The sequence below is a fragment of the Wolbachia endosymbiont of Tribolium confusum genome (assembly GCF_020405475.1).
Classification (GTDB): domain Bacteria; phylum Pseudomonadota; class Alphaproteobacteria; order Rickettsiales; family Anaplasmataceae; genus Wolbachia.
In genome coordinates, this window is record NZ_JAIZNT010000002.1 from 23,318 (window position 1) to 44,656 (window position 21,339).

Here is a 21,339-nt window from a genome sequence, read left to right on the forward strand (position 1 = left end):
CAGTTTATTTAACACTCCCGCTTTTTTCACTTTTAGATTCTAGCTCAGTCAGTCAAGACCCTGGTCCACCGCTTGAAGACGATGAGCTACTTCTTGACCGACTACTACTCTCCACCGATATACTGTCTAGCACCGTTCCAGATTGATCCATAGTTTGCATAGATATATGGCTCATTCTGTTACTAGCAATAAAAATTTCTTCATCGCTACCATTTGAATGCGATTCCAAATCAGCTAATTCTAACATATGAGTAGTATTATAATAACCGTGATATTTCTTAATACATTTATATGCTATGAATCCTATAATTCCAGCAACACCTATTGCTCCAACCAAAGACCCACCTATCATTCCTGCCCTATCAGACCCTATAGCAAGTTTAGTAGGCTGTGGTAAAGGAGTAGTTTTAGGAAGTAAAATTGTAGTAATCAGAGGAGTTGTTACTTTTGTTCTAGTACTTGGCATAGTGGACAACGTTTGTATAATTTTCTCTGAGTTTGTTGTTGGTGCATTAGTTGGCATTGTAGTAATCATAGTCGCTTGTGAGGTCGCAATAGTTTCAGCTACTGTTGTTGATTCTGATGCCGTACTTACTTTAGTTGTTAATTCTGTTAAAGGCCTACCCATCGTAGTACTGCTTGCTGTAAAAGTTAATGCAACAGTCGCTGCTGTAGATTTTACAGTACTTGTCTCAGTTTCTGAAGTTACTATCGGTGCATTAGTTGACGTTGTAGCAACTGTGGTCGCTTGTGGAGTAGTAGTTGTTTTTGCTACTGTTGTTGACTCCACTGTGACTGTACTTGCCTGAGTTGTTGACTCTGTTGAAGATTTACTCATTGTGGAAGTTGGTACAATGATAGTTGATGCTTCTGTTGTTAATTTGGTAGTCTTTACAGTGTCGGTTTCTGTTGTGCTAGTAATTGCAGCAGTCGTCGTTTTCTTAGAAGTCACAACCGTCTCTGTAATAGTTATAGGAGCCACAGTACTGCTGGAAATAATACTAGGCATCAATTGGCCGTTAATGATATTAACAAAATCACTGAGAGCTTTGATACTGCTTGTCGGTATTATCGTTGCTTCAGAAGATTTTCCAGAGCTCTCTCTATTAAAAGTTATAATACTCTCTCCACTTACCGCAGTGACGATAAAACCTCCTTGGCCACTGTCTTTAACATACAATTGTTCTATAGGATCTTCACATTCACAAACAGTAAAATTTGATTTTGGTCCTTTCTTAGCAAGCCTTGCTAAATGCAATTCTTGCGTATTAGAAGATTGTTTTTTCGCAAGAAAAGCAACCTGATCATCGCCTTCAGTTCGTTTTACGTACTGTAGAAAATTTATTTCACCTGGATTAGAGATAATAAATGATGCTTTATCTATTTGACAATTTTTCTTAAGCAAACATTCATCTTCTTTTCTATCTTTCAGCTTCTGAGCCACGTCAATCAAGTCGAATTTAAAGATATTTGTTCTTACTTCTTGATTTTCAGGAACGTTTGGTCTCACTTGCGAATAAAGCATCGTATTTTCATCTAGTACTAATTGCCCTGGATTATCAAATTTGAATAATTTTCTTTCTATAAGACCGTTTTTTTACGCAAAACCTTAAATTTTCCATCCGTGTCTGATTGTAAATACCAGGAGACTAAAGTTTGATCCTTTAAATTATGAGCGATTACAATAACATTACCGTTACCAACTTTTACTGCTTTTGGTTGAAAGTAGCTATTGCCTTTATTTGCATCATTATGGTTATTAATGTTTTTTTGTAATTTTACTTTTCCTGAATGCTCAACTGAGGGTGCATTAGTTGAATGTTGAATTTTATAAGTGTTAAATATTAAACTTTTTATGTATTTTTTTCCTTCTTCGTTAATTTCTTCTGTAGGAAAAATAACTCCAATTTTATCTACTTCAGCTGAATTTTCTATTAGTGTGAGAGATAATTGGTCCTTGAATTCATTTGTTACGTTAACACCTGTACAACACTCATATGTTTTTGATTGATATAACGGACTAATGAGTAATTTTACTTCACTACTTCCATCACTGTTATCTCGATAATTAAGTCCATAAGCAATTTCATTTTGCTCGATAAACTCCATGTTTGCTAGATTGAAATCTGTTACTTCTTTAACTTTTAGTATAATTGTATTAACTCCAAATAACCTACTTAATATAGACATAATTATATTTAAAATCTTAACAAAATACTATTATGATTGTTCCTGCATGTTAATGTCAATGAAAATTTTAACTAAGATTAACAAATTAATTTTTTTAAATACTCTGAGATAATATGCTAATAAAGCCAGAATTTCTCATAGAAAATATATTTCCTTTGAAACCATATAATAAATTTAGCAGCTTGTTGACAACAGAAATTCTTTTACAAATTGTCCCAATTTCCTTATCATGACAGTAAGAGTATTTATCCTTGTTTTTAATCTCTGCAAATTTAACAACAAAATTCAGGTATATATTGGCAAATTGCATAAAATTATAGCGGCTGCATGTCTTTTTTATTTTTTCTACATTCAGCTAAATCGCGCTTGTTAGCACATTATTACAACGCCAATTTACATTATTATAGGGTCAAAACTCGTTATACGGGGTTTTTTTGCCTTTTTTTTATTTAGTTAATTTCTTAATGCTTATAATTCCGCTACGTGTTAGTGATATAGCTATACAAGAAGTAGTAGAAAGCTAGCTTGTATTAGCTTTACTTGTCATGTATATTATATGCGGTTTTATAAAGTGAGGAATAAATATGCCAGAAGTTACCGAGCAAGATTCTAATAAGGAAAGTAGAATAGAAAACGAGCTACAACAGGATTATGAATATGAATTGATTAAAAGTTTATTCATGTTTCCTGATAGGCGTCATTTGGTAGATATTGCTGAAGCTACAAAAGGCTCGTTTGATAATTTAATGTGTGCGTGGCTTGTTACAACTGAGTTAACAGACAGTCAAGAAGAGTTAGATGAGAAATTGCTATCTATTTTTAGTGCAATGAGATCTTTGAGTGCAGGAGATAGTTACCGGCAACTTCAAAAGTTTTTGTTAAATAATAAAGATAATCAAGATCTAAAAACCGTTCTTAATTGTGAAAGGGGAGAGTCTAGTTTGACGATGTTGCACATAATATCAAGTATGGCTTGGGCAAGAAAACAATATGATTGTGCCGTAAGTTTGCTTTTAGAAGCAGGAGCTGACCCTAATATCAAGAATGATAAAGGGAGGACACCTTTACACTATGCTACTGGACCTTATAGTATAGCTGCTCTCTTAGAAAAGGGAGCTGACCTTGATGCAGAAGATAATGAAAAAAAAACGCCTTTGCATCATGTTGCTAGTGTTGGTTGTTCTGAAGGCGTAGTTTTACTCTTAGAGAAAGGAGCTATTTCTGATCGAGGTGATAAACAAGGAAAAACTCCTCTGCAAGCTGCACGTGATAATCATCATGAACATATTGAAAAGTACTTTGTGACTTATAAGCGAGAGAAGTTGAGTGATAAGTTACGTTCTATAATGGAAACAAAAGACTGGTTCGAAGATGGTTCAGGTTGCGTTTTAACTAAGAGACAGGAGGGTTTGAGAAGAAAGTTATTTGATATAGAAAACAACTTAGAAGATGATTTAGTTGTTGAAGATCTAAAAGAATTCTTAGATGACTTTGGGAATGATCAAGATCTAAGAATGGTTTTGAATTTTCGAAGTAATGAAGGAGAGTTGCAGGTGCATCAACATGCTAAAAATCTTGATTCTTTTGCTCGTTTAGGTATTGATGAAAGAGCAAATAAATTTGAAGTAAAAAGATTACTTTTGAAAGCAGATGCAATCAATTTACAATGGTCAAATTGTGATGAGCAAGAGTATTGTTCTAGGGATTTATGGAGTAATTTACCGCCGAATCGACAGATAAAGCTAAAAGAATTTTTAGATAAAGTTTCTAAAGCTCAAGATATGGATGAGCTAGAAAGAGTTGTAAACGAAGCTATTCTCTCAGGAGGAAGGTTTAACAGACGATTTTCTCAAGATAAGAAACGTAACTTTACAGATTGTGTTATGGAAAGGATTGGTGAGTTAGGAAAGAATCCTGAAGTTGCAAGCAGGATAGTATGCAAGTTGGTATCAATAGGGGCAGTGTTATATAATAAGGATAATATGAAAGTAATTGATACACTAGAATCTGAATTTAAAGAGCACAAAGGGAATATGATAGAAGCTTATTACGATTATATATATAGCACTCTAGATTTTATGGAAGTTATAAAAGGAGCAGTTATTAATGGTGTGGTAAGAAATGCAAAAATAGATAACACTACTTTATACTCGGAATATTCCGAAGATAGCATAATAAATGTTGCAAAGCTCACAGAAAAAGCTAGTGAGTTAAGGCGAGCTCAGGGAAATATAGACTATGAAAGAGATATAATAAAGATTGGTAAAAGTGAGGTAGCAATTATAACAAAGGATGGTATAAGGAATTACACCAATCTTGCGGACGATAGTGATATAGTATTGACTTTCCCTACCACTCAGGGAAAGTTAAAAGTCAGGTTGTATCCTGATAAGCAAAATAAAAACTGGATAAAGGTAGAAGTAAGAGATCAAGAGAAGTTGAAAAAATTAAAAGATTGTGGGGAGAAAATAGGAGTAAATTGCTTACTTGGTGGTTACTCAGTGTACGATGCTATTAAACGTGGGTACTTTAAAAGACCTACAGGAATTTTCCAGGGAGAAAGATTACAAAGTGGTGAAAAAGTTTCTCATGTAGATCAATTACAACGTAGAAAAAATAATGAGGTATGTCAAATTAGATCACCCTAAGCTTGATTTACAGCAGGTCTTAAATTATGCAAGAAGTCTAATTGCAATTGTTAGCTTTTCAAGTATAATTTGTTGAGATTTACAAGAGACTTATTAGATGAAAGAGAAAGAAGAGGAGTTTAGTTTTACATCAGATAACCTGAAGAAAGCGAAAAAGTCTATAGAGATGTATCCTAAAGGTAGAGAAGGTAGTGCTGTTATGCCTTTACTGTATCTGATTCAAGAGCAATGCGGATGGGTTTCTGAATCTGCTATGCGTTATGTTGCTGATATGCTGCATATTCCACATATTCGTGTATATGAAGTGGCAAATTTTTACACCATGTATAATTTAAAACCAGTAGGTAAATATCTCATACAAATTTGTAGAACAACTCCTTGCTGGTTGTGCAATAGTGAAGAAGTATTAAATACCTTTAAAAAGAAACTAGGAATCAATATCGGTGAAACTACTAAAGATAATCTATTTACTTTAAAGGAAGTTGAATGTCTTGGTGCATGCGTTAATGCCCCTGTGGTGCAGATCAATAATGACTTTTATGAAAACCTCACTCCTGAAAAAGTGGAAAATATCATAGCAGAGCTTTCAAGCAAATAGATGGAAAAGTTTTCGTTTAGGATAACCAAGCAATCAGGTTCTGCAAGAGTTGGCACAATTAAAACTCCAAATGGAAACATAGAAACACCAGCATTTATATTTTGTGCAACCAAAGCTGCCATTAAAGCTGCAGATATCGAAAGAATCAGAGAAGCAGGTACTCAGATAATACTTTCTAACACCTATCATCTAATGCTCCAACCAGGGGAAGATACCGTAGCAAAACTTGGTGGATTGCACAAGATGATGGGATGGAGTGGACCAATGCTCACTGATTCTGGTGGATACCAGATATTTAGTTTAGGGCACGGGTCAGTTTCGGAAGAAATAAAGGGAATAAGACAGAAGCAAAAAACTCTGATCAAAATTAACGAAGATGGGGCAATTTTTCGTTCTTACATAAATGGTAAAACTTATTGTCTAACTCCTGAAAAGTCTATACAAATTCAACAAAAATTAGGTGCAGATTTAATCCTAGTTTTAGATGAATGTACTCCATTCCATGTCAGTAAAGAATACACAAGAAAATCAATGCTCATGAGCTATAGATGGGCTGAATGTTCTTTAAATGAGTTTGAAAAAAATAATGATGGCAAACAGGCGCTGTATGGAATTAGCCAAGGCGGAGTGTATCAAGATTTACGTGGAGAAAGTTGTGACTTTATCAACAATTTGCCATTTTTTGGTCAAGCAATAGGTGGATCGCTTGGTCAGAGTAAAGAGCAGATGTATGATGTAGTTTCCTTTACTATGGAACATTTAAAAAAAGATAGGCCTACTCATTTGCTTGGTATTGGTGGAATTGTAGACATTTTTCGTGGAGTAGAGCTTGGAGTTGATACATTTGATTGCGTGCATCCAACTCGCCTCGCAAGACATGGTGGCGCACTTGTTAAAGTAAAAAACAGAGATTCTATTTCTTCAAAGTGTAAAGAGCATATTAATTTGCGAAATCAACGATTCGAACTAGACGATAACCCAATTGAGAGTGATTGTTTGTGCTTTACTTGCAGGAGACATTCAAGAGCTTATATACACCATTTACTAAAAGCGAAGGAATTGCTGGCTTATACACTTGTTACCATTCACAATGTTTTCTTCATGAATAAGTTGATGGAATCAATAAGACAAGCGATATTGAATGATAGGTTAGATCAGGAAAAAAATAATTGGATTAGTGAAATACCGCTGCATTGTGAATTATATACCTAGTTCATATCTTTTCTACGCTTATTTTATGTTCTTTAAAACAGAAAAAGCCTTCCTCTTCCTACTCTTTCCTGGCTAATCCATAATTAGCATCTTTTGCGCATGTGTGTTGCATTTTTTTTAAACTTGACAGTATATTATATATACTAGCATACTAGAAATATAATTTTGTGAGGCATTTATGGTTAAAAATAAAGAAAAACATCAAATAGCGTTTTGTGTTTCAGCCTTTACACTCTTAGCTGGTTTATCATTAATCGCAACTGGAGTTGCAGTAGGTACCGTACCTGCTATAGCTTCTTGTTTAGTGATAGGAGGAATTTTGACTGCCTTGTCTATTGTGCAATCAGTAGAAAGCTATTTATTTTTACAAAACAGCGAAAAAACTTTCAATAAAATAATTAGTGGTATATGCGACGAACCAGAAAGCAAACTTTTTATAGAAAGGATTTTGCAACCATTCATTGAACTTTTTAGTGAGCATAAGCAACATAACTAAAGTACACTAAGCATAGAAACCACTTTATCGTAACTTGGCAGTGAATTAATTTCTCCAATCGCAGCTAAAGTAATTTTTTCATGCTGAGATAGCAATTCTTTTGCTACCCTTTTTATATCAGCAATATTAACCATGCTTGTTTTTTCTATTAATTCGTTTTTACTGATGTATTTATTATAGTTGCCGTAGTAGTGTCCTAACGTTTCAGCACGCGAGCTAACACTTTCGCGTGACATTAAAATTTGGGATTTTACTCGCTCTTTTACTCTATTTACTTCTTCTTCCTTCAGATCGTCTGTGGACAATTTCTTTAGCTCTGTCGTTATGGATTTTAAAAATTTATCTAGATTACTACTATCTGTACCGGCAAAAATGGAGAGTATTCCTGTATCAGCATAACTAGAGTTGAATGAGTAAATGGAGTAAGCAAGACCCTGCTTTTCTCTTACTTCCTGAAACAGGCGTGATGACATTCCGCTTCCCAGTATGGCATCAAGAACTTTGAATGTATGATATCTATTATCATCACGAGAAACACTAGGTAGACCAATTAATAAATGTACTTGATCTAATTTACGATGTTCTAAATACTCACCACCGGTATAACTTGCATTCTCGCTTTTTTTCAGCTCTTTTGAATGAATCTTTGAGAGAAAGTCTTTGATTAATTGAACAACTTCCTCATGTTCAACATTTCCTGCAACAGCAAATATAATGTTCTCGCCAAAGTAATGCTCATTGATGTAGTTATCTAGATTAGCTCGAGTAAAAGATTTGACAGTATCTTGCGTACCCAAGATTGACCTACCAAATGGTTGATCTTTATAAGCTGCTTCAAAATACTTATCAAAGATGATATCGCTCGGTGAATCATTAGTTTGAAAAATCTCTTGTATTACAACACCCTTTTCGCGTTCCAATTCATCCTCTGGAAATGTAGAATTCATTAATATATCTATTAATATATCAATGCCAGTCTTTATATCTTTTTTAAGAACCTTTGCGTAATAACTGGTGCTTTCTCTACCGGTGCAGGCATTGAAGGCTCCACCTATATCATCAAAAGCTTTTGCAATTTCAAATGCAGTCCTCGTTTTCGTTCCTTTGAAAGCCATGTGCTCTAGGAAATGAGATATTCCATTTTGACTTGCGCTTTCTGCTCTACTGCCAACACCAACCCGTATATTTAAAGCTACAGAATCAACTTCATGCACTCGCTCAGTTATTATGCGCAAACCATTATCTAGTTTTGTTACTTGTGGTATATTCATCTTATATATTCTTCTTTAAATTCTCTTCTACAAAATCCCAATTGATCAAATGATCAAGAAAAACTTTTATGTAGTCAATTCTGCGATTTTGGCAATCCAAATAGTATGCATGCTCCCATACATCCATAGTAAGTAGTGGCACCTGGCCATAAATTAGCGGTAGATCCGCATTTGGAGTTTTAGTGATTTTGAGTTTTCCTTTTTCAAGCACTAACCACACCCATCCACTACCAAATTGGCTTACTCCATAATTTGAAAATTCTTCACAAAATTTGTCAAAGCCACCGATATCATCTTGAATTTTTTTTGCTAGAAGACCATCATCTTTAGGTTTACCACCACCATTTTTTTTCATTGAATTCCAATAAAAAGTGTGATTCCAAACTTGTGCTGCATTGTTAAAAATAGGAACTGTATTATTATTTCCATGAACTTTCGTTACTAATTCCTCAATTTCCATATGTTGATAATCTGTGTTTTCAACCAGTTCGTTGAGTTTATTTAAATATCCCTTATGGTGCTTATCATAATGAAAATCTAATGTCTTTACAGATATATAAGGCTCTAAAGCTGCTTTATCATATGGCAACTCAGGTAAAGTAAAACTCATGCTGACCTCTTTATTTTCGATGGTATGGTAATATGTGCTTTTGCGCAATAAATAATTTAGTTAGGTAGTGATCGCATTTATTCTAAAACAAGCGATATTAGTAAGATAATTATGTTTTTATTTTAGAGGGGTAATATGTTAAATTTATATGATAATTTTAAGAAATATGCTAAGTTCGGAGATGTTCCTACCAAAAGTGTTGGGTGTAACAAAATTCCACAAAATAGTTTCTATAAATCCGTTTACCTTATCAACAGTGTTGTTGGGCAAGTGAAAAATGTAGCTCTTGGTAGTTACCAAAATCCTTCTATGATTCAGACTACTACTTTTGCGTTAGCTAGTGTAATTCTGCAACCTTTATATCTAGCATTGGCGTATTTGTCATACTGGCCGGCAAAAGGATTAGCGAAAGCAATAGATAGTTTTGATCTTAAGCGTAACACAAAATCGTTCATAAATTATTCATCCATGTTGTCACGTAAGACATGGGACCATAGTAGTGCATTATCTAAATTTGTTAACACAGTTTTGAGTTATGTTGTTAGTGCTGTCATTTGGGCTGCTGCGCTTGTTATTACACCACTAGTTTGGACTATTGATAAAGTAGCAAGTAAGTTTAGTGATGCAAAAAGTGAAGGTGTTGGTAGTCCTTCTCAAAATAGATAGCCTACCAAGTACATGTGAAACCATTGTATCTGTGTGGCAAAATAAAGTAGACGAGATAAAGACACCTATAGAAGCAAGAGGATGTCATGCCAGTGCGTGACACTGCCATCCAGCTTTTTCGCGCAAAAAACGTTGTAAGGTGTTTACCAACTTAGTTGAATCCCAGCTGGGATGACACTTGGTTATGCAAGAAATCTATTGTCAAAAAAAATTACTTCCGCATATTTTGAATCTGATTATAATGACAATTAGAGATATTTTAAGAGCTCAAAATCTATCTTTGTCTGCAGACTTTCAACTAACTTTTCAATAAAAAACGTAGCGTATCTTTTTCAGCGTATATACACGTCTGTCATATGTGCGCTGCATTTTTTTCTAATCTTTTTATACAGGAGGATTTTATGTCCAGAATTCCAGATACTTGACTTTTACTTTAGCTAATAATGGGCGCCTATGATTTTTATAAAGAAAGTGTAGGAAATAGAAACATTTCTGTTTTTTGAGTAACAAAAAACCACTTTAACTTGCCATTTATATTTGAAAAGTAATTATATTAATATAATATTCATATTTATATACTAATATTAGTATATTTGCAAAATTAAGGAATGTATTATGTTTCAAGGAAATTTACAGGGTTTCAATAATGAGGAAAAGGAAGTAGATTTACAACAAAAGTTGGATGATTTTTCAAGTTACAGTGTAATTCGAGACATTATGCGTATATGCTCCAATAAATGTCAAAATAGTTCATCACTGCAAGAATGCCTACAACAATGTCTTCAAGCATTACCATTTTATAGTCTTGAACTTTCCGAACCTCGTTCACAAATTAGTGAGAAATTAGCAGCTAGTACAAAAAGTCTCTATGATGAAAGCGAAAAATTATTGCTTATAGTAGATGAAATACACAATCAAGATCCAATGTATTTTTAATCACAAAAGAAGATATTAGTAAACTAATATCTTCTTTTTTTTATCCGTTTAGCAGAGTGATAAACTAAGGTAGACAGATAAGACCACCATAAGAATAAACGGTATCATGCCAGTGCTTAACACTGAAATCACGATACAATGTTGAACACTTTTTTTTGCCTTTCGAGAGTAAGTTCTTTCAATCGAAACACTATATGTACGTTATCATCGTCAATTTCAATGCATTGAGCTAATTTTCTTATTATATCAAGTTTAGTTTCCGAATATGCCTGATTAAGCTCTCTCAGAGGAAAAATTTTCTACAATGTTTGTGATAAAATCTAATTCTCTCTGTAGCCTCTTTTCATCGATAGCTTCTTCCCTTTGATCTCTGATTCCTTTTAACTCCTTTTTCATGCTCTCAACTTCTAAGTCATACTTTTCCTTCGTTATATGACCCCTTGCATATACATAAGCTAATCTTTCTATACCTTGTTCTATTTTATCTGCGCGTTTTTCAATCTCATCCTTTGCCTGCTTATTTTCATATTTTAAAAGTCTAACCTTTGTCATTGCCTCTGGTTCTTTGAGTACCATCTTCATTTCTTTCCATACTTCTTCTAGTATATCAACTCGTATTGATTTGCTGTTACACACCCTATTCCCACCAAAACGAATTGATTTTTTCTTTCAGTCCTCGGAAAAATCTTACTCAGCTTAGCTATAGATGTTTACAAAAGAAATTCAAGTGAGTGAAGAAAGAAAAATTATTTTTGCAATACCGTAGGTACGCTCCACAATTATATTGAAGTTTTTATTGCACTCAAAACCTTCATTTTTCCTCATTTCTAGAATTATTAACGCATTATCATTTAACCAGCCTGAGTGAGCTAACTCGTCTAAAGTTGAGTTAACCAGATTGATATTATAAGGTGGGTCCATAAAAACTACATCGCACTTTGAAATAGGTCTTGGTAATCCGTTAGCATTGCAACAAATTAACGTGATATCGTTCGTAATTCCAAAATCTTCTGCTGTTTTCTTAGGCAGTTGCAAATTGTAATAATCTGAATCTACCATGAATGCATGTTTAGCACCTCGAGAAAGTGCCTCAAATGAAAAAGAGCCACTTCCGCAGAATAAATCAAGTACATTTAGGTTATAAATAGGTTTTCTTGAAGAAAGTATACTAAATATTGCTTCTCGGACACTACTCATAGTGGGCCGTGCAGCTAAATTCTTGCCTGTAGTTATTTTTCTTCCACGATATTTACCCGCAATAACACGTAACATATAAAACAAGTTCGAAGTTAACTAATTATTTATAATACACATTTAATGTCAACATAGCTTCAGCAGTCTAATAAAAAGAAGATTGCTTGTGGAGAAACGCAAGATCAATCGCTTTTCTTTGATTTATTTTCTATACTGATTGCACGACCAATCTCGTCTTGTAAATCATCATGGTTGTTTTTTTCATCATGACCCATCCCTTCAATTCTACTTTCTAACTCTAACTTAATTATAGTATTGATTTTCTCTATATTATCGAGGAAGTTTTTACATTCTTCATCACTATATTCCTCACCAGATGCTTTTTTTTCTATAAATAGATTTTTTAACCCTATTAGATCAAAACTCTGATTGGCATTTAACACAATATTTCTCTCTATAAAACTAAGATCTGATAGTAACAAACTAACCTCTAATAGATCTTCACTTTTAATGTTTGCAAGATTATCAAGATTGTCTAAAATAGAGAACATCTTAAGCTCCTTCTGTGCAATTTCTTTGTCTTCTTTGTCAAATTCTGACGATAGCCCTTTATCATCTATAAGTCTCTCATTCAGAGCTTTATCTAGCTTTGAAAGATTAACATCACCTTGCTTAGTGCTATCTAGTAACAAATCTACCCTCGCTCTGCGTGCATTCAAAATATCATCATAATCGTTTAGCTGAATATTACCACCTTCATCCTGCTGCAAACCATAATATTTTAGTCCTTTAAAGTTAGGATTCTTCATTATTATCTCTGTTATCATTCCTTTCATTATCTTGAAGCTCTCTATCTTCTCCGGCACGTATAGCTTCTGTAGTGTTTTTTAGGTCTTCTGGTTCCGTACCTAATTTTCGATTTGATTGATTAGGCTTATTTTCTTTTGATGATTCATCTTCTTCTGGTTCTCTCTTGCGGCCGATAGTGTAATCATGAAGCCTTTCCAAGAACTCACGTCTGTGCGTTTTTGCTCTATAAAGTAAATTATGCTGATAACCATCTTTTTCTCCCGTAGCAGGGTTAATTCCTATAGAGTCAAGACCATGCTTCCAAGTAAATTTCATCGCATCTTCTATTGTATAGCCCAAATGTGATCCTACATATCCTTTATAATATTCTAAATATTTATCAATTCTTCTATGTGCAATATCTTCTTTATCAATTCCAAACGTCCTGTAGATTTTTTCCTCAAGCTTATCAATATCATTTTTAGGTGATGTTGCAAATTTTGTTGCTTCAATAGTAGCACCTACAAGCTTGCGTGGCACATTAATAGCATATTTCAGCACACCCCCAACTCCCGGTATTCTACCTAGCAAATTAGCTGTACCTCCAGCTAATCTGTCTGGTACATGAGTAGCCCAATCACCTAAAGACTCTAACTTTCCACCAGCAAAGTTCTGCCACTGTTGCTTTAATCCATCTGTAACACTAGCTAAAGGTGATGCTTGATACATACTAGATATACTGTAAACACTAAACCCACCACCGGCAATGCTTGAGCCCATCTGTTGTACAAACTCCTTCAAAGAAAACATCAAAAATGAAAGCAAAAATAGCACAAAAATCTCTCCTGCGTTGATTAAATAACCTCTCTGTATGTCTTGCACCCTTTGGTAATCACTATTTTCTTGATAATTTTGATTTACATCATAAAAATTCTCTGATTGGCAGCTCTCGCTCTGCGTAATTACACCTTGCACTAAAGACTTTATTTCACTTATTATTTTCTTATAATTGCTACATTTGTTTATATCTTGACAGTGGCGTTTTACTATTTCGCTAATACTAGTACTACCTACCCTTTTATCTATATTATCTATCAACAATAAGATATCAGCCTTTTCTGATGCATGTAATAAACTATTCGTTAGACGCACTAGATCTTTTTCACTACAATTAGCATCAACTACTATATCACTTTCTGCTATATAATGGTCTGCTGGATTTTTCTCAGTACCAGGCACTGGGTTAAAGAAAGGATAATCTATATAACGAAAACCTTTTTTAATGTAATCGGGTGGAAGAGGGATATATCCAGCACCACCGGTGAATTTTACTGCACCACCTTCTCTGCTTATCTTTTCTATACCCTCTATGTTCTTGTCTACGTTCAGTGGAGAAGCCTCCCCGATAGTATAAGGTACAAAAATTTGCCCTGGAGTCCAGCCAAAGTATTCTTTATCAACTATACAAAAACCACCAAATACCCATTTTGGAGCGCATAACTTTATTTCAAGCCATTTATTATAGCATACAGTAAAACCTAACTGTTTATAAAAGGTATTCATTATCATTGCAGCAAGTAATGACAACAAAGCAAATATCATAATTGATTGAAAACAGAAACTAATACAGAATTTGATCCAACCCTCAAATAGACTTTTCAATGGTGAAAATAAAATAGAGATTAGGAATAGCGGCATTATAGCTATAAGAAAAGCTATACCCATAAAACCAGAAAGGAATATTATGTAAGCATACATACACAGCAGGAAATATAAGACAATCCCTATAAAAATTGCCGGTATCATAAGGAGACTTGCCCACATTTGATAATGTAAAAACGCCGCAAATTTTTTCCAAACAGAGTAAGCAAAAAACTTATTGAACATGTCTTCCATGAAACTGAACAGCTTAATACGTGCCTCTCCATCTACTTGAGCAGTGGTTGCAGTGTTCATATGGGGTGCAAAATTAGTAATTATACTTATCAACTGTTCAAGACCTTTAATAAATAAAATGAGAAAATGATCATAGAAAAACTTAAAACTTCCAGGAGATATAAGCACTATTACTAGAGTAATTTTCATCATTCTGATGAGCATATCATGCTTAGTTTGTTGTACCATACCAAAAAGATAGAGAAGCGATGAAATCACCACGAACAGGACAAGTAAAGAAAGAACGAAATTATGAAAGCTCGTACCTTTTTCAGCTATGTTTTCAAACATAGCTTGTGCAGCTGCAGGATCTTTACTATCAAAATGCTCTTTGCAATTTTCGTTAATCAATAATACACATTTTAGATAGTTATAAACGTAATCAAAAAATCCAAAGGTACTTGGCTGCTGCACTCCGCTCAAAAATTCAAAAGAGTAGCCACCTGCATTATCTAGATAATATCTATCTAATATCTTTACATATATTTTCCATCCTTTTTCTAACCTCAACGTATTACAATTCCTGTCCTGTAATGTGGTGTTATCTCTGTCTAAAGTAAAAAGCCCACTTCCATCTTCCGCTACGGAATTGTAACCTAGATGTACAGTAGGAGACTCAGGGTTACGCATGGATTTTAAATTTTCGTTAGGACTAGAATCGCTAGGCCTTTTAAATAAAAGATAAGCACCATGGCCGTTAGTAAACCAACATGGAGCACCACGTTTTTCTCTGTTATCATCTTCACTAATACACTTGCAATTTACAGTACAACTTGCATTAGGATTACTTGAAATTTTTTGTGTACTAGATTTGTAATCATTACAAATTAAGCGAAAGTTAGGCAAACTATTATCGCCTTGTTTACCTTCAAACTTAGTCGCATATTTTAGCTGTTCCAAGCTTTGCAAATTATAACTACCTTTAGATTCTTTCTTATTATTATTACTCCAAGATGTCCATGCACCATTTACTCGTACTACTAAACTATCTCCATTGGTTTCAAATCCAGTATCTTTCCACTTCACCACTTGATTAGAGTGAAAACCATAATTGACCTCACCAGTATCATAGTCAATAATTTCCTGATCTTCGGGAACAAAGGCATCGTGATCTCTTGAAAAATGAGCACCAATTGCAATGGGTTCAGGACCAAAATAATCAGCAGATATACATCTTGGAAAAGGCATATCATTCTTACTACAACCTGTAACCAGCACACAGATTACCAAAATTAATAACCTAAACCAACATTTGCCTAAGCGTGATTGCATACCTAAACTTTTTCCAATACAGAATAAATTTCTAAAACCTTACTTCAAATATCTTTTTAATTAGTTACTCCATATATCTCATCAATCTTCCTTGACTTGTCCTTTTGTTTTATCAGAATCCTTTTGCTTATCTGGCTGGCTTAGTGTTTCAGATTTGCTCATTTCTTTGCCAGAACTCCCTTTCTCACCTGCTTGCTTTGGTGTATCAGGCAATTTAGCTTCAATTTTGCTACGATCTTTACTCATTCCCTGCTTGATGTTATGTATCATATTTTGGGTTCTATCATCAAGGCCAACAGTTGACAGCATAGCTTGTGATGCGCTCCTAGCAATATAACTAACACTTTGAGCAACTCCATAACCAGAGCTGAACAACGCCTGCGCCATAGTTTCTGATATGGAAACAAAAGCTTCCATTGCACTAGCAATGATTAGATATATAAATGCCTGGACTAGATCTATAGGTAATGCTGCAAAATGCCCACCAGATTTTTCTCCAGTACTGAGCGCAACATCAACACTAGTACCAGGACTATACCCAAGAGGTAATATTGATTTCATAAGACACAGATCATACGATAAAAAATTTACACTAATTAAGCATTGATAGCATGCAGAAAAATTTGTGAGGTTGTATAGAACTGAATACATTAACTGATTTAAAAGAGACAAGGATGAAAATAAAATGACTGGTTGCAATGAAACATGAGCCAGCGTTTTTATCCAATTATCAAATAATGTTTTAGTTTGTTGAAATAGAATAAATACGATAAATAAAGGTGCCAATGACAATAAAAATGCCACTAAAATAGTAGATATTACATACTTAAACGTAGCACTAATAATGCATCTTAAAAACACAAAAGTAGCATAAAGTATTGCCAAAAATGCAATAAAGCCAAAAGGTCCTGATAGCATTAAAGATAAAAATTTCAGCCATGTTTCTCCTGTAAATAATACTCCCGCTGTTAAATCTAAGAATGCAAATTTTTTACCTCCTTCTCCTATATAGCCAGAAAAACTATCAACTAAATAAATGCTACCATCAACAAAAAACCCAGACAAAGTTGTACCAAAGAATTCCCAACTTCTATCACTAAAAGCAAAAGCTATAAATGCTATTTTGAATATTCTTATAATAAAATCGAATTTACTTAATTGTATTGTTCCAAGCATATAGCCAACAACAGTAAATATAACGTATAGAATAAGCAAAGCTCTTATTCCTTGTAGAAGCCCCTTTCCATATCCTTCATATGGAATTTTAATTCCGTCCTCACTCCCGTCTGTTATGAAATCAAAAATCTTGTTTATAGTTGATGAAATAAAATCGTTTATTTTTCTTTTTAAAAATAAATTTACTGTGTATTTGTTATCTTCATAATATTTGCTATCTTTGTCCGTAATATCATCTTTCTCTACGTTTTCTACATTAATACCAAAATATATTTTCTTAGACTCTTCATTTACCAAATGACTTCCATCTATTATGTAATAGTCTACATTATCCTCTGTTATTTTATTTAAATTCTTTACTTCCTTGAAATCATTAGTCTTTGGAGCAGACGGATCCTTTGGCGGACTATCACCCAAGTACATATACAGTTTTTCACCACTATCGAAGTTACATGATCTCGTTACTTCAACATGATACCCTCCCCTGTTAGCACCATAATAACCATAATCTGCAATAGCAAGCATCAGACTACTGCCAGTCTCTACGCTATTATTCACTATATAATCATGATTTAATCTTAGAGAGTAATCTTCAAATTTATAATTAACTTGTGAACACACACTATCTCCCTCCGCACCTTTCTCATTTGGAAGACATTGAGTACCTTTAGCAGTATCCTGATCATCAAGATCACCAATTTTTGCAATAAGCGCTTCAGCCCAGGAGATATCTTCAGTACCTTCTTCAATGCTTGATGTAAAATCAGTGTTACCTTTTTTTTCTTCAATCTTTTTTAGCTCATCCTCAATGTCTTTAAGGTGAGAATACATGTCACATTTATTGCCTCTATCATATTTCTTGTACCTAATAGAAGAAACACAATTTTGTTTTCCTTCTGCACCTATACCCAAATTCCACATACCCTCTTGATTGTAGCATACGTTCTGATAGTAACAATTAAGCTCATAAGAGCTGTACTTGCTTATCTCATTAAAATCACATTTTTTTCCATTACATAATTTATCCAGTCCTATTTTAGTTCGTCGTAAATCTAACAATGCACCATTTATCCATAAATTTTGAATATAATCCTTATTAAAATGTACCTTATTATCATGTGGAGTGTAGCCATTACCAACTAGCACTCTTCTTTCTTCTATGTTCTCTTTATTAATCTTAGGAAATTTTACTTCAGGCCTTTCATCATTTTTTTTACAAAAGAACGTTCCTCCATTGAGCATTTCTTCTATTGTAACTCTATCTTTGTCATCTTCTTTTTCAGTTCTATAGCAATTGTCATCAAAGCTGATGCCTTTTCCTTCTGGATTATCATAGTCAATTGGTACCTCTCTGGAAACTAAGCTAAACCTTAATTTATCACCTGGATTCACTTTTATTTTAGTGTCTACATAACGTCTCCTACTATAGAATTCATTATTTCCAAAACCTATATCCCCACACACTTCTCGTTCATCAAGACCAGCATTATCAATTAACTTATTACTGTAATTTGGTATTAAATCATTAGCACAAAATACAGCAGGCACAAGTACTCTCTTTGGATTTTGACCTTTTTTAAGAGGACAGAAATTCGCTGATCCACCGAGAGTAAATTTGATTTTCTCATCCTGGCTAATTACTTGACCAGAGTCAATCCAATGAATTTTAACTCCTTCGCCAGTTTCACGAACTGGAACATTTATACTGACACTAGTATCTCTGCTCTGCAACCCAGGTTCAACACAATCCATTGTGCAGCCAGTAATTACAAGACATAGTATCAATAATAATGATTTTCTGCTCATCATTGATTTCCTGTGTTTGTCGGTATTTTAGGTGCTGATCTTTGAGCTGATTGTGGTATTTGAGGTCTTCGACTTGGTGTACCAGATTGCTGACCTGCTCTTCTTTGGACACTTTGTTCATCTAAACCTACTGTTCCCATTAAGCTTTGCTGATATTGCCTTCCTGGTTCGCTTGCTACATAAACACCAAACAACGAATCAGATATTGTTGAAGATGCCTCAACTAAAGCTTTCATGGCATGTCCCAAAATCACAAAAGCCATTATAGCTGTGATGTTAGGTGCATGTTTGGAAGCATAACCATAAATAATACAAGGATTAAAAATCTTTAAGTTAAGATTAAGTATACATGTAGGGCAGACCTCAAAATTAAAGACCGAATACACAATATAATCCATAACCTGGCTTATTAATGATATAAAAATTAAAAGTACTACCGGATGAATTGCAAACCTTGCTAAATTTTTGACCCAATTGTGAAACATCTGTCTAGTATATTCAAATAGAAGGCAAATAATAAAAAGAGGCGCCAAGGAAAGCAATAATGCAACTATTGCTATAGATGTGATAAAAGAAAATAAGGCGTTAAACATCGATAAGCTCACTGTTATCAAACCCCAAATCACCAAGCAAAACGATACAATACCCAAAGGACCAGAGAATATAAGAGATACTATTAGTAACACTGAGTGTGCTGATAAAAACCTATTGAGCGGTAAATCAAGAAATTCAAAAACATTTGATGTTGTACCTCTGAAATTTGCTATTTCTATTAACTGTTTTGGAGCATTAACAAAAATAGAAAATGCATTGTTATAAAAAAAACTCCAACTGTTATCGTTCAGCAATTGGGTAATAACTCCTATCTTTACACATATAATTAAAAATTCATATGTAGAAGCATGAGACAATCCAAAAAAGTAATAAAGGGTGTATAAAACTATATATAATACTAATAACGACACTATTGTAGATCTGATGGTATTTGTTCTATTTGATGCTACAAAACTTTGATAAAGAGACTTCACAGGGCTAGTATCAGAGTGAATCGCATTAATGTCTTTGTAGCTAGAACCGAAAAATGCAACTTTTACTTTTTCATCAAAAAAATTATATATCGCACTAAAAGTTCTTACAGGTGGCTCCTTGGTTGTTAGATTGATACTAAACTGACCTTTATTTTCCTTATGATCATAACCATGATCTTTTATTCCATAATATATGGTACCTGTTTTGTCTTTTAACTTTTCTTTTAATCTTTCCATATACTCAGTATTATGAACTTCACTGATATCCACAGGTATATCCCCCAGAATTTCACCAGGATTGTGCTCAGGAAACTTATCAGAAACATGTATATATAAGTTTTTTGCTAGACTATGGCTCTTTGTGACCCTTATATTATATCCCCCTTTACCAGCATTCTTTTCTTTAGCATTTTTAAGTGTAAATACTAACTCTGTACCCTTATCATAGTTTTCTTTGATCTTATGATCAAAGTTAGTTCGTATACCATCACTCCTTACATATTTAAAACTTTCCTTTCCTCCTATCGACACCTTTAATGATGGAATGTAAGTCTTTATCCTCTTCATTTTCTTTTTTCTTATATCATCCACAGCTCCCTTGGTATTTTTTTCTGTATTTACTTTATCCTTTTCACCATCTGAATTATCGCTGTGTCCTTTAGCTATGTTGCTATCATCTAACACTCCCATTATACCATCTACAGCCTTCTTGATAGCTTCTTCCTTACTTACTTTTCCAACAGCCAGTTCGTTGGCAAGATTTTTAGCTACATTACGTTTATTGCCATCTATAGTATTAGATTCAATTTGAACACAATCTTGACTGGCATAATAACATGTATTCTCGCACGCAAGATTTAAAAGGTACGTATCTATCTCAACTTTCTGATTGCTCAAAAGTCTTCTGCAGTCTATCTTTCCTCCTTGTTTTATAGAGTTAATAATGTTTTCAATCTCCTCTCTCCTTGCATCTTGATCTAACTTTGAAAAACCTGAGCTCCAATACTCTTTTCCATTCAACCATTCTGCGTTACCTATGATATATTTATTAGGACATATTTCACCTTGACAATTCTCTTGATTTAAAACATGCGCGAAATGCTCTACTTCTTTTTCACTGCACTTTTCATCAATGCTTATATACCTGATTTTTGTATCATCTTCCTTATCTTCACATACTTTACTTCCAATAACACTAAAGGCTAGCTTATCACCTTTTTTAAGTGCAAATGGTAGCTTCACAAAATTTTCCCCAGGTCGAATTGCAAAATCTTTATACTGCGGACAAAAACTAACCTTGTCAGGTATTATGTTAATCTCTGTTACTTTTATTTTATCCGAAATATAGACTCCAGAATCAACCCATTTCTGCTCTGTTGACACTATATCCAATTTCTCACGCAAGCCTGATGAATCTTCTGGCTTAATACACCCGCACCCAGATAATAAAAAGAGTATCACAAAACTTATGCATAGCTTAACTAAGTTTTGGTTGCTCAAATGCTCAAACAT

At 33.9% G+C, this 21,339-nt stretch carries 16 protein-coding genes; 6 read left to right on the forward strand and 10 right to left on the reverse strand.

The features are described 5' to 3' along the window. Nucleotides 1-52: 52 nt before the first annotated feature. Nucleotides 53-1,510 carry a hypothetical protein gene (locus LEM02_RS01880; protein ID WP_226079491.1) on the reverse strand — a complete coding sequence of 486 codons (1,458 nt, stop codon included), beginning with the start codon at nucleotides 1,508-1,510 and terminating at the stop codon, nucleotides 53-55. Nucleotides 1,511-1,581: 71 nt separating this feature from the next. After that, a complete protein-coding gene (locus LEM02_RS01885; RefSeq protein WP_226079492.1) occupies nucleotides 1,582-2,190 on the reverse strand; it encodes a hypothetical protein in 609 nt (202 codons plus the stop codon). Nucleotides 2,191-2,774: 584 nt separating this feature from the next. Between LEM02_RS01885 and LEM02_RS01890 the strand changes: the two genes are divergently transcribed. The 4 genes from LEM02_RS01890 (at nucleotide 2,775) to LEM02_RS01905 (ending at nucleotide 7,144) form a co-directional block, all read left to right on the forward strand. After that, a complete protein-coding gene (locus LEM02_RS01890) occupies nucleotides 2,775-4,838 on the forward strand; it encodes an ankyrin repeat domain-containing protein (protein WP_226079493.1) in 2,064 nt (687 codons plus the stop codon). A gap of 97 nt (nucleotides 4,839-4,935) precedes the next feature. Next, nucleotides 4,936-5,436 (forward strand): NADH-quinone oxidoreductase subunit NuoE, encoded by a 501-nt coding sequence (nuoE, locus tag LEM02_RS01895; protein WP_226079494.1) that lies wholly within the window; start codon nucleotides 4,936-4,938, stop codon nucleotides 5,434-5,436. Next, nucleotides 5,437-6,648 (forward strand): tRNA guanosine(34) transglycosylase Tgt, encoded by a 1,212-nt coding sequence (gene tgt, locus LEM02_RS01900; RefSeq protein ID WP_226079495.1) that lies wholly within the window; start codon nucleotides 5,437-5,439, stop codon nucleotides 6,646-6,648. Between the two features lie 178 nt (nucleotides 6,649-6,826). Next, nucleotides 6,827-7,144 (forward strand): WD_0736 family protein, encoded by a 318-nt coding sequence (locus LEM02_RS01905; protein WP_226079496.1) that lies wholly within the window; start codon nucleotides 6,827-6,829, stop codon nucleotides 7,142-7,144. Here LEM02_RS01905 and LEM02_RS01910 read toward each other — a convergent pair. After that, complete coding sequence (locus LEM02_RS01910) at nucleotides 7,141-8,415, reverse strand: M16 family metallopeptidase (RefSeq protein WP_226079497.1); 1,275 nt, start codon at nucleotides 8,413-8,415, stop codon at nucleotides 7,141-7,143. The two genes, LEM02_RS01905 and LEM02_RS01910, sit on opposite strands and share 4 nt — an antisense overlap. Nucleotide 8,416: 1 nt before the next feature. Next, nucleotides 8,417-9,025 (reverse strand): superoxide dismutase, encoded by a 609-nt coding sequence (locus LEM02_RS01915; protein WP_063630582.1) that lies wholly within the window; start codon nucleotides 9,023-9,025, stop codon nucleotides 8,417-8,419. A 135-nt stretch (nucleotides 9,026-9,160) separates the two neighbouring features. On the opposite strand from LEM02_RS01915, the gene LEM02_RS01920 reads away from it, so the two are divergent. Further along, complete coding sequence (locus LEM02_RS01920) at nucleotides 9,161-9,691, forward strand: hypothetical protein (protein WP_226079498.1); 531 nt, start codon at nucleotides 9,161-9,163, stop codon at nucleotides 9,689-9,691. 615 nt (nucleotides 9,692-10,306) lie between these two features. Further along, nucleotides 10,307-10,627: a hypothetical protein gene (locus LEM02_RS01925; RefSeq protein ID WP_226079499.1), complete on the forward strand. Its 321-nt coding sequence runs from the start codon at nucleotides 10,307-10,309 to the stop codon at nucleotides 10,625-10,627. 273 nt (nucleotides 10,628-10,900) lie between these two features. On the opposite strand, the gene LEM02_RS01930 is transcribed toward LEM02_RS01925, so the two are convergent. From LEM02_RS01930 to LEM02_RS01955, 6 genes are all read right to left on the reverse strand, one after another. Further along, nucleotides 10,901-11,263, reverse strand: coding sequence for a hypothetical protein (locus tag LEM02_RS01930; RefSeq protein WP_226079500.1), 363 nt, complete (start codon nucleotides 11,261-11,263; stop codon nucleotides 10,901-10,903). 87 nt (nucleotides 11,264-11,350) lie between these two features. Further along, complete coding sequence (gene rsmD / locus LEM02_RS01935) at nucleotides 11,351-11,899, reverse strand: 16S rRNA (guanine(966)-N(2))-methyltransferase RsmD (RefSeq protein WP_226079501.1); 549 nt, start codon at nucleotides 11,897-11,899, stop codon at nucleotides 11,351-11,353. A gap of 104 nt (nucleotides 11,900-12,003) precedes the next feature. Continuing rightward, nucleotides 12,004-12,633, reverse strand: coding sequence for a WD_0853 family protein (locus LEM02_RS01940; protein ID WP_226079602.1), 630 nt, complete (start codon nucleotides 12,631-12,633; stop codon nucleotides 12,004-12,006). Further along, on the reverse strand, nucleotides 12,617-15,817 hold the full coding sequence (locus tag LEM02_RS01945) for a TrbL/VirB6 family protein (RefSeq protein ID WP_226079502.1): 3,201 nt from the start codon (nucleotides 15,815-15,817) through the stop codon (nucleotides 12,617-12,619). Before LEM02_RS01945 ends, LEM02_RS01940 begins: the two co-directional genes overlap by 17 nt. A gap of 81 nt (nucleotides 15,818-15,898) precedes the next feature. Continuing rightward, the gene (locus LEM02_RS01950) at nucleotides 15,899-18,802 is read right to left on the reverse strand and encodes a TrbL/VirB6 family protein (protein WP_226079503.1); all 2,904 of its coding nucleotides are present in this window, start codon (nucleotides 18,800-18,802) and stop codon (nucleotides 15,899-15,901) included. Beyond that, a complete protein-coding gene (locus LEM02_RS01955) occupies nucleotides 18,799-21,339 on the reverse strand; it encodes a TrbL/VirB6 family protein (protein ID WP_226079504.1) in 2,541 nt (846 codons plus the stop codon). The genes LEM02_RS01950 and LEM02_RS01955 overlap by 4 nt, the downstream gene beginning before the upstream one ends.

What these genes read in the sequence shown, in the direction of transcription:
- LEM02_RS01885 (WP_226079492.1), bottom strand. Translation starts at nt 2,190, where the DNA reads ATGTCTATATTAAGTAGGTTATTTGGAGTTAATACAATTATACTAAAA.
- LEM02_RS01890 (WP_226079493.1), top strand. Translation starts at nt 2,775, where the DNA reads ATGCCAGAAGTTACCGAGCAAGATTCTAATAAGGAAAGTAGAATAGAA.
- nuoE (WP_226079494.1), top strand. Translation starts at nt 4,936, where the DNA reads ATGAAAGAGAAAGAAGAGGAGTTTAGTTTTACATCAGATAACCTGAAG.
- tgt (WP_226079495.1), top strand. Translation starts at nt 5,437, where the DNA reads ATGGAAAAGTTTTCGTTTAGGATAACCAAGCAATCAGGTTCTGCAAGA.
- LEM02_RS01905 (WP_226079496.1), top strand. Translation starts at nt 6,827, where the DNA reads ATGGTTAAAAATAAAGAAAAACATCAAATAGCGTTTTGTGTTTCAGCC.
- LEM02_RS01910 (WP_226079497.1), bottom strand. Translation starts at nt 8,415, where the DNA reads ATGAATATACCACAAGTAACAAAACTAGATAATGGTTTGCGCATAATA.
- LEM02_RS01915 (WP_063630582.1), bottom strand. Translation starts at nt 9,025, where the DNA reads ATGAGTTTTACTTTACCTGAGTTGCCATATGATAAAGCAGCTTTAGAG.
- LEM02_RS01920 (WP_226079498.1), top strand. Translation starts at nt 9,161, where the DNA reads ATGTTAAATTTATATGATAATTTTAAGAAATATGCTAAGTTCGGAGAT.
- LEM02_RS01925 (WP_226079499.1), top strand. Translation starts at nt 10,307, where the DNA reads ATGTTTCAAGGAAATTTACAGGGTTTCAATAATGAGGAAAAGGAAGTA.
- rsmD (WP_226079501.1), bottom strand. Translation starts at nt 11,899, where the DNA reads ATGTTACGTGTTATTGCGGGTAAATATCGTGGAAGAAAAATAACTACA.
- LEM02_RS01945 (WP_226079502.1), bottom strand. Translation starts at nt 15,817, where the DNA reads ATGCAATCACGCTTAGGCAAATGTTGGTTTAGGTTATTAATTTTGGTA.
- LEM02_RS01950 (WP_226079503.1), bottom strand. Translation starts at nt 18,802, where the DNA reads ATGATGAGCAGAAAATCATTATTATTGATACTATGTCTTGTAATTACT.
- LEM02_RS01955 (WP_226079504.1), bottom strand. Translation starts at nt 21,339, where the DNA reads ATGTTTGAGCATTTGAGCAACCAAAACTTAGTTAAGCTATGCATAAGT.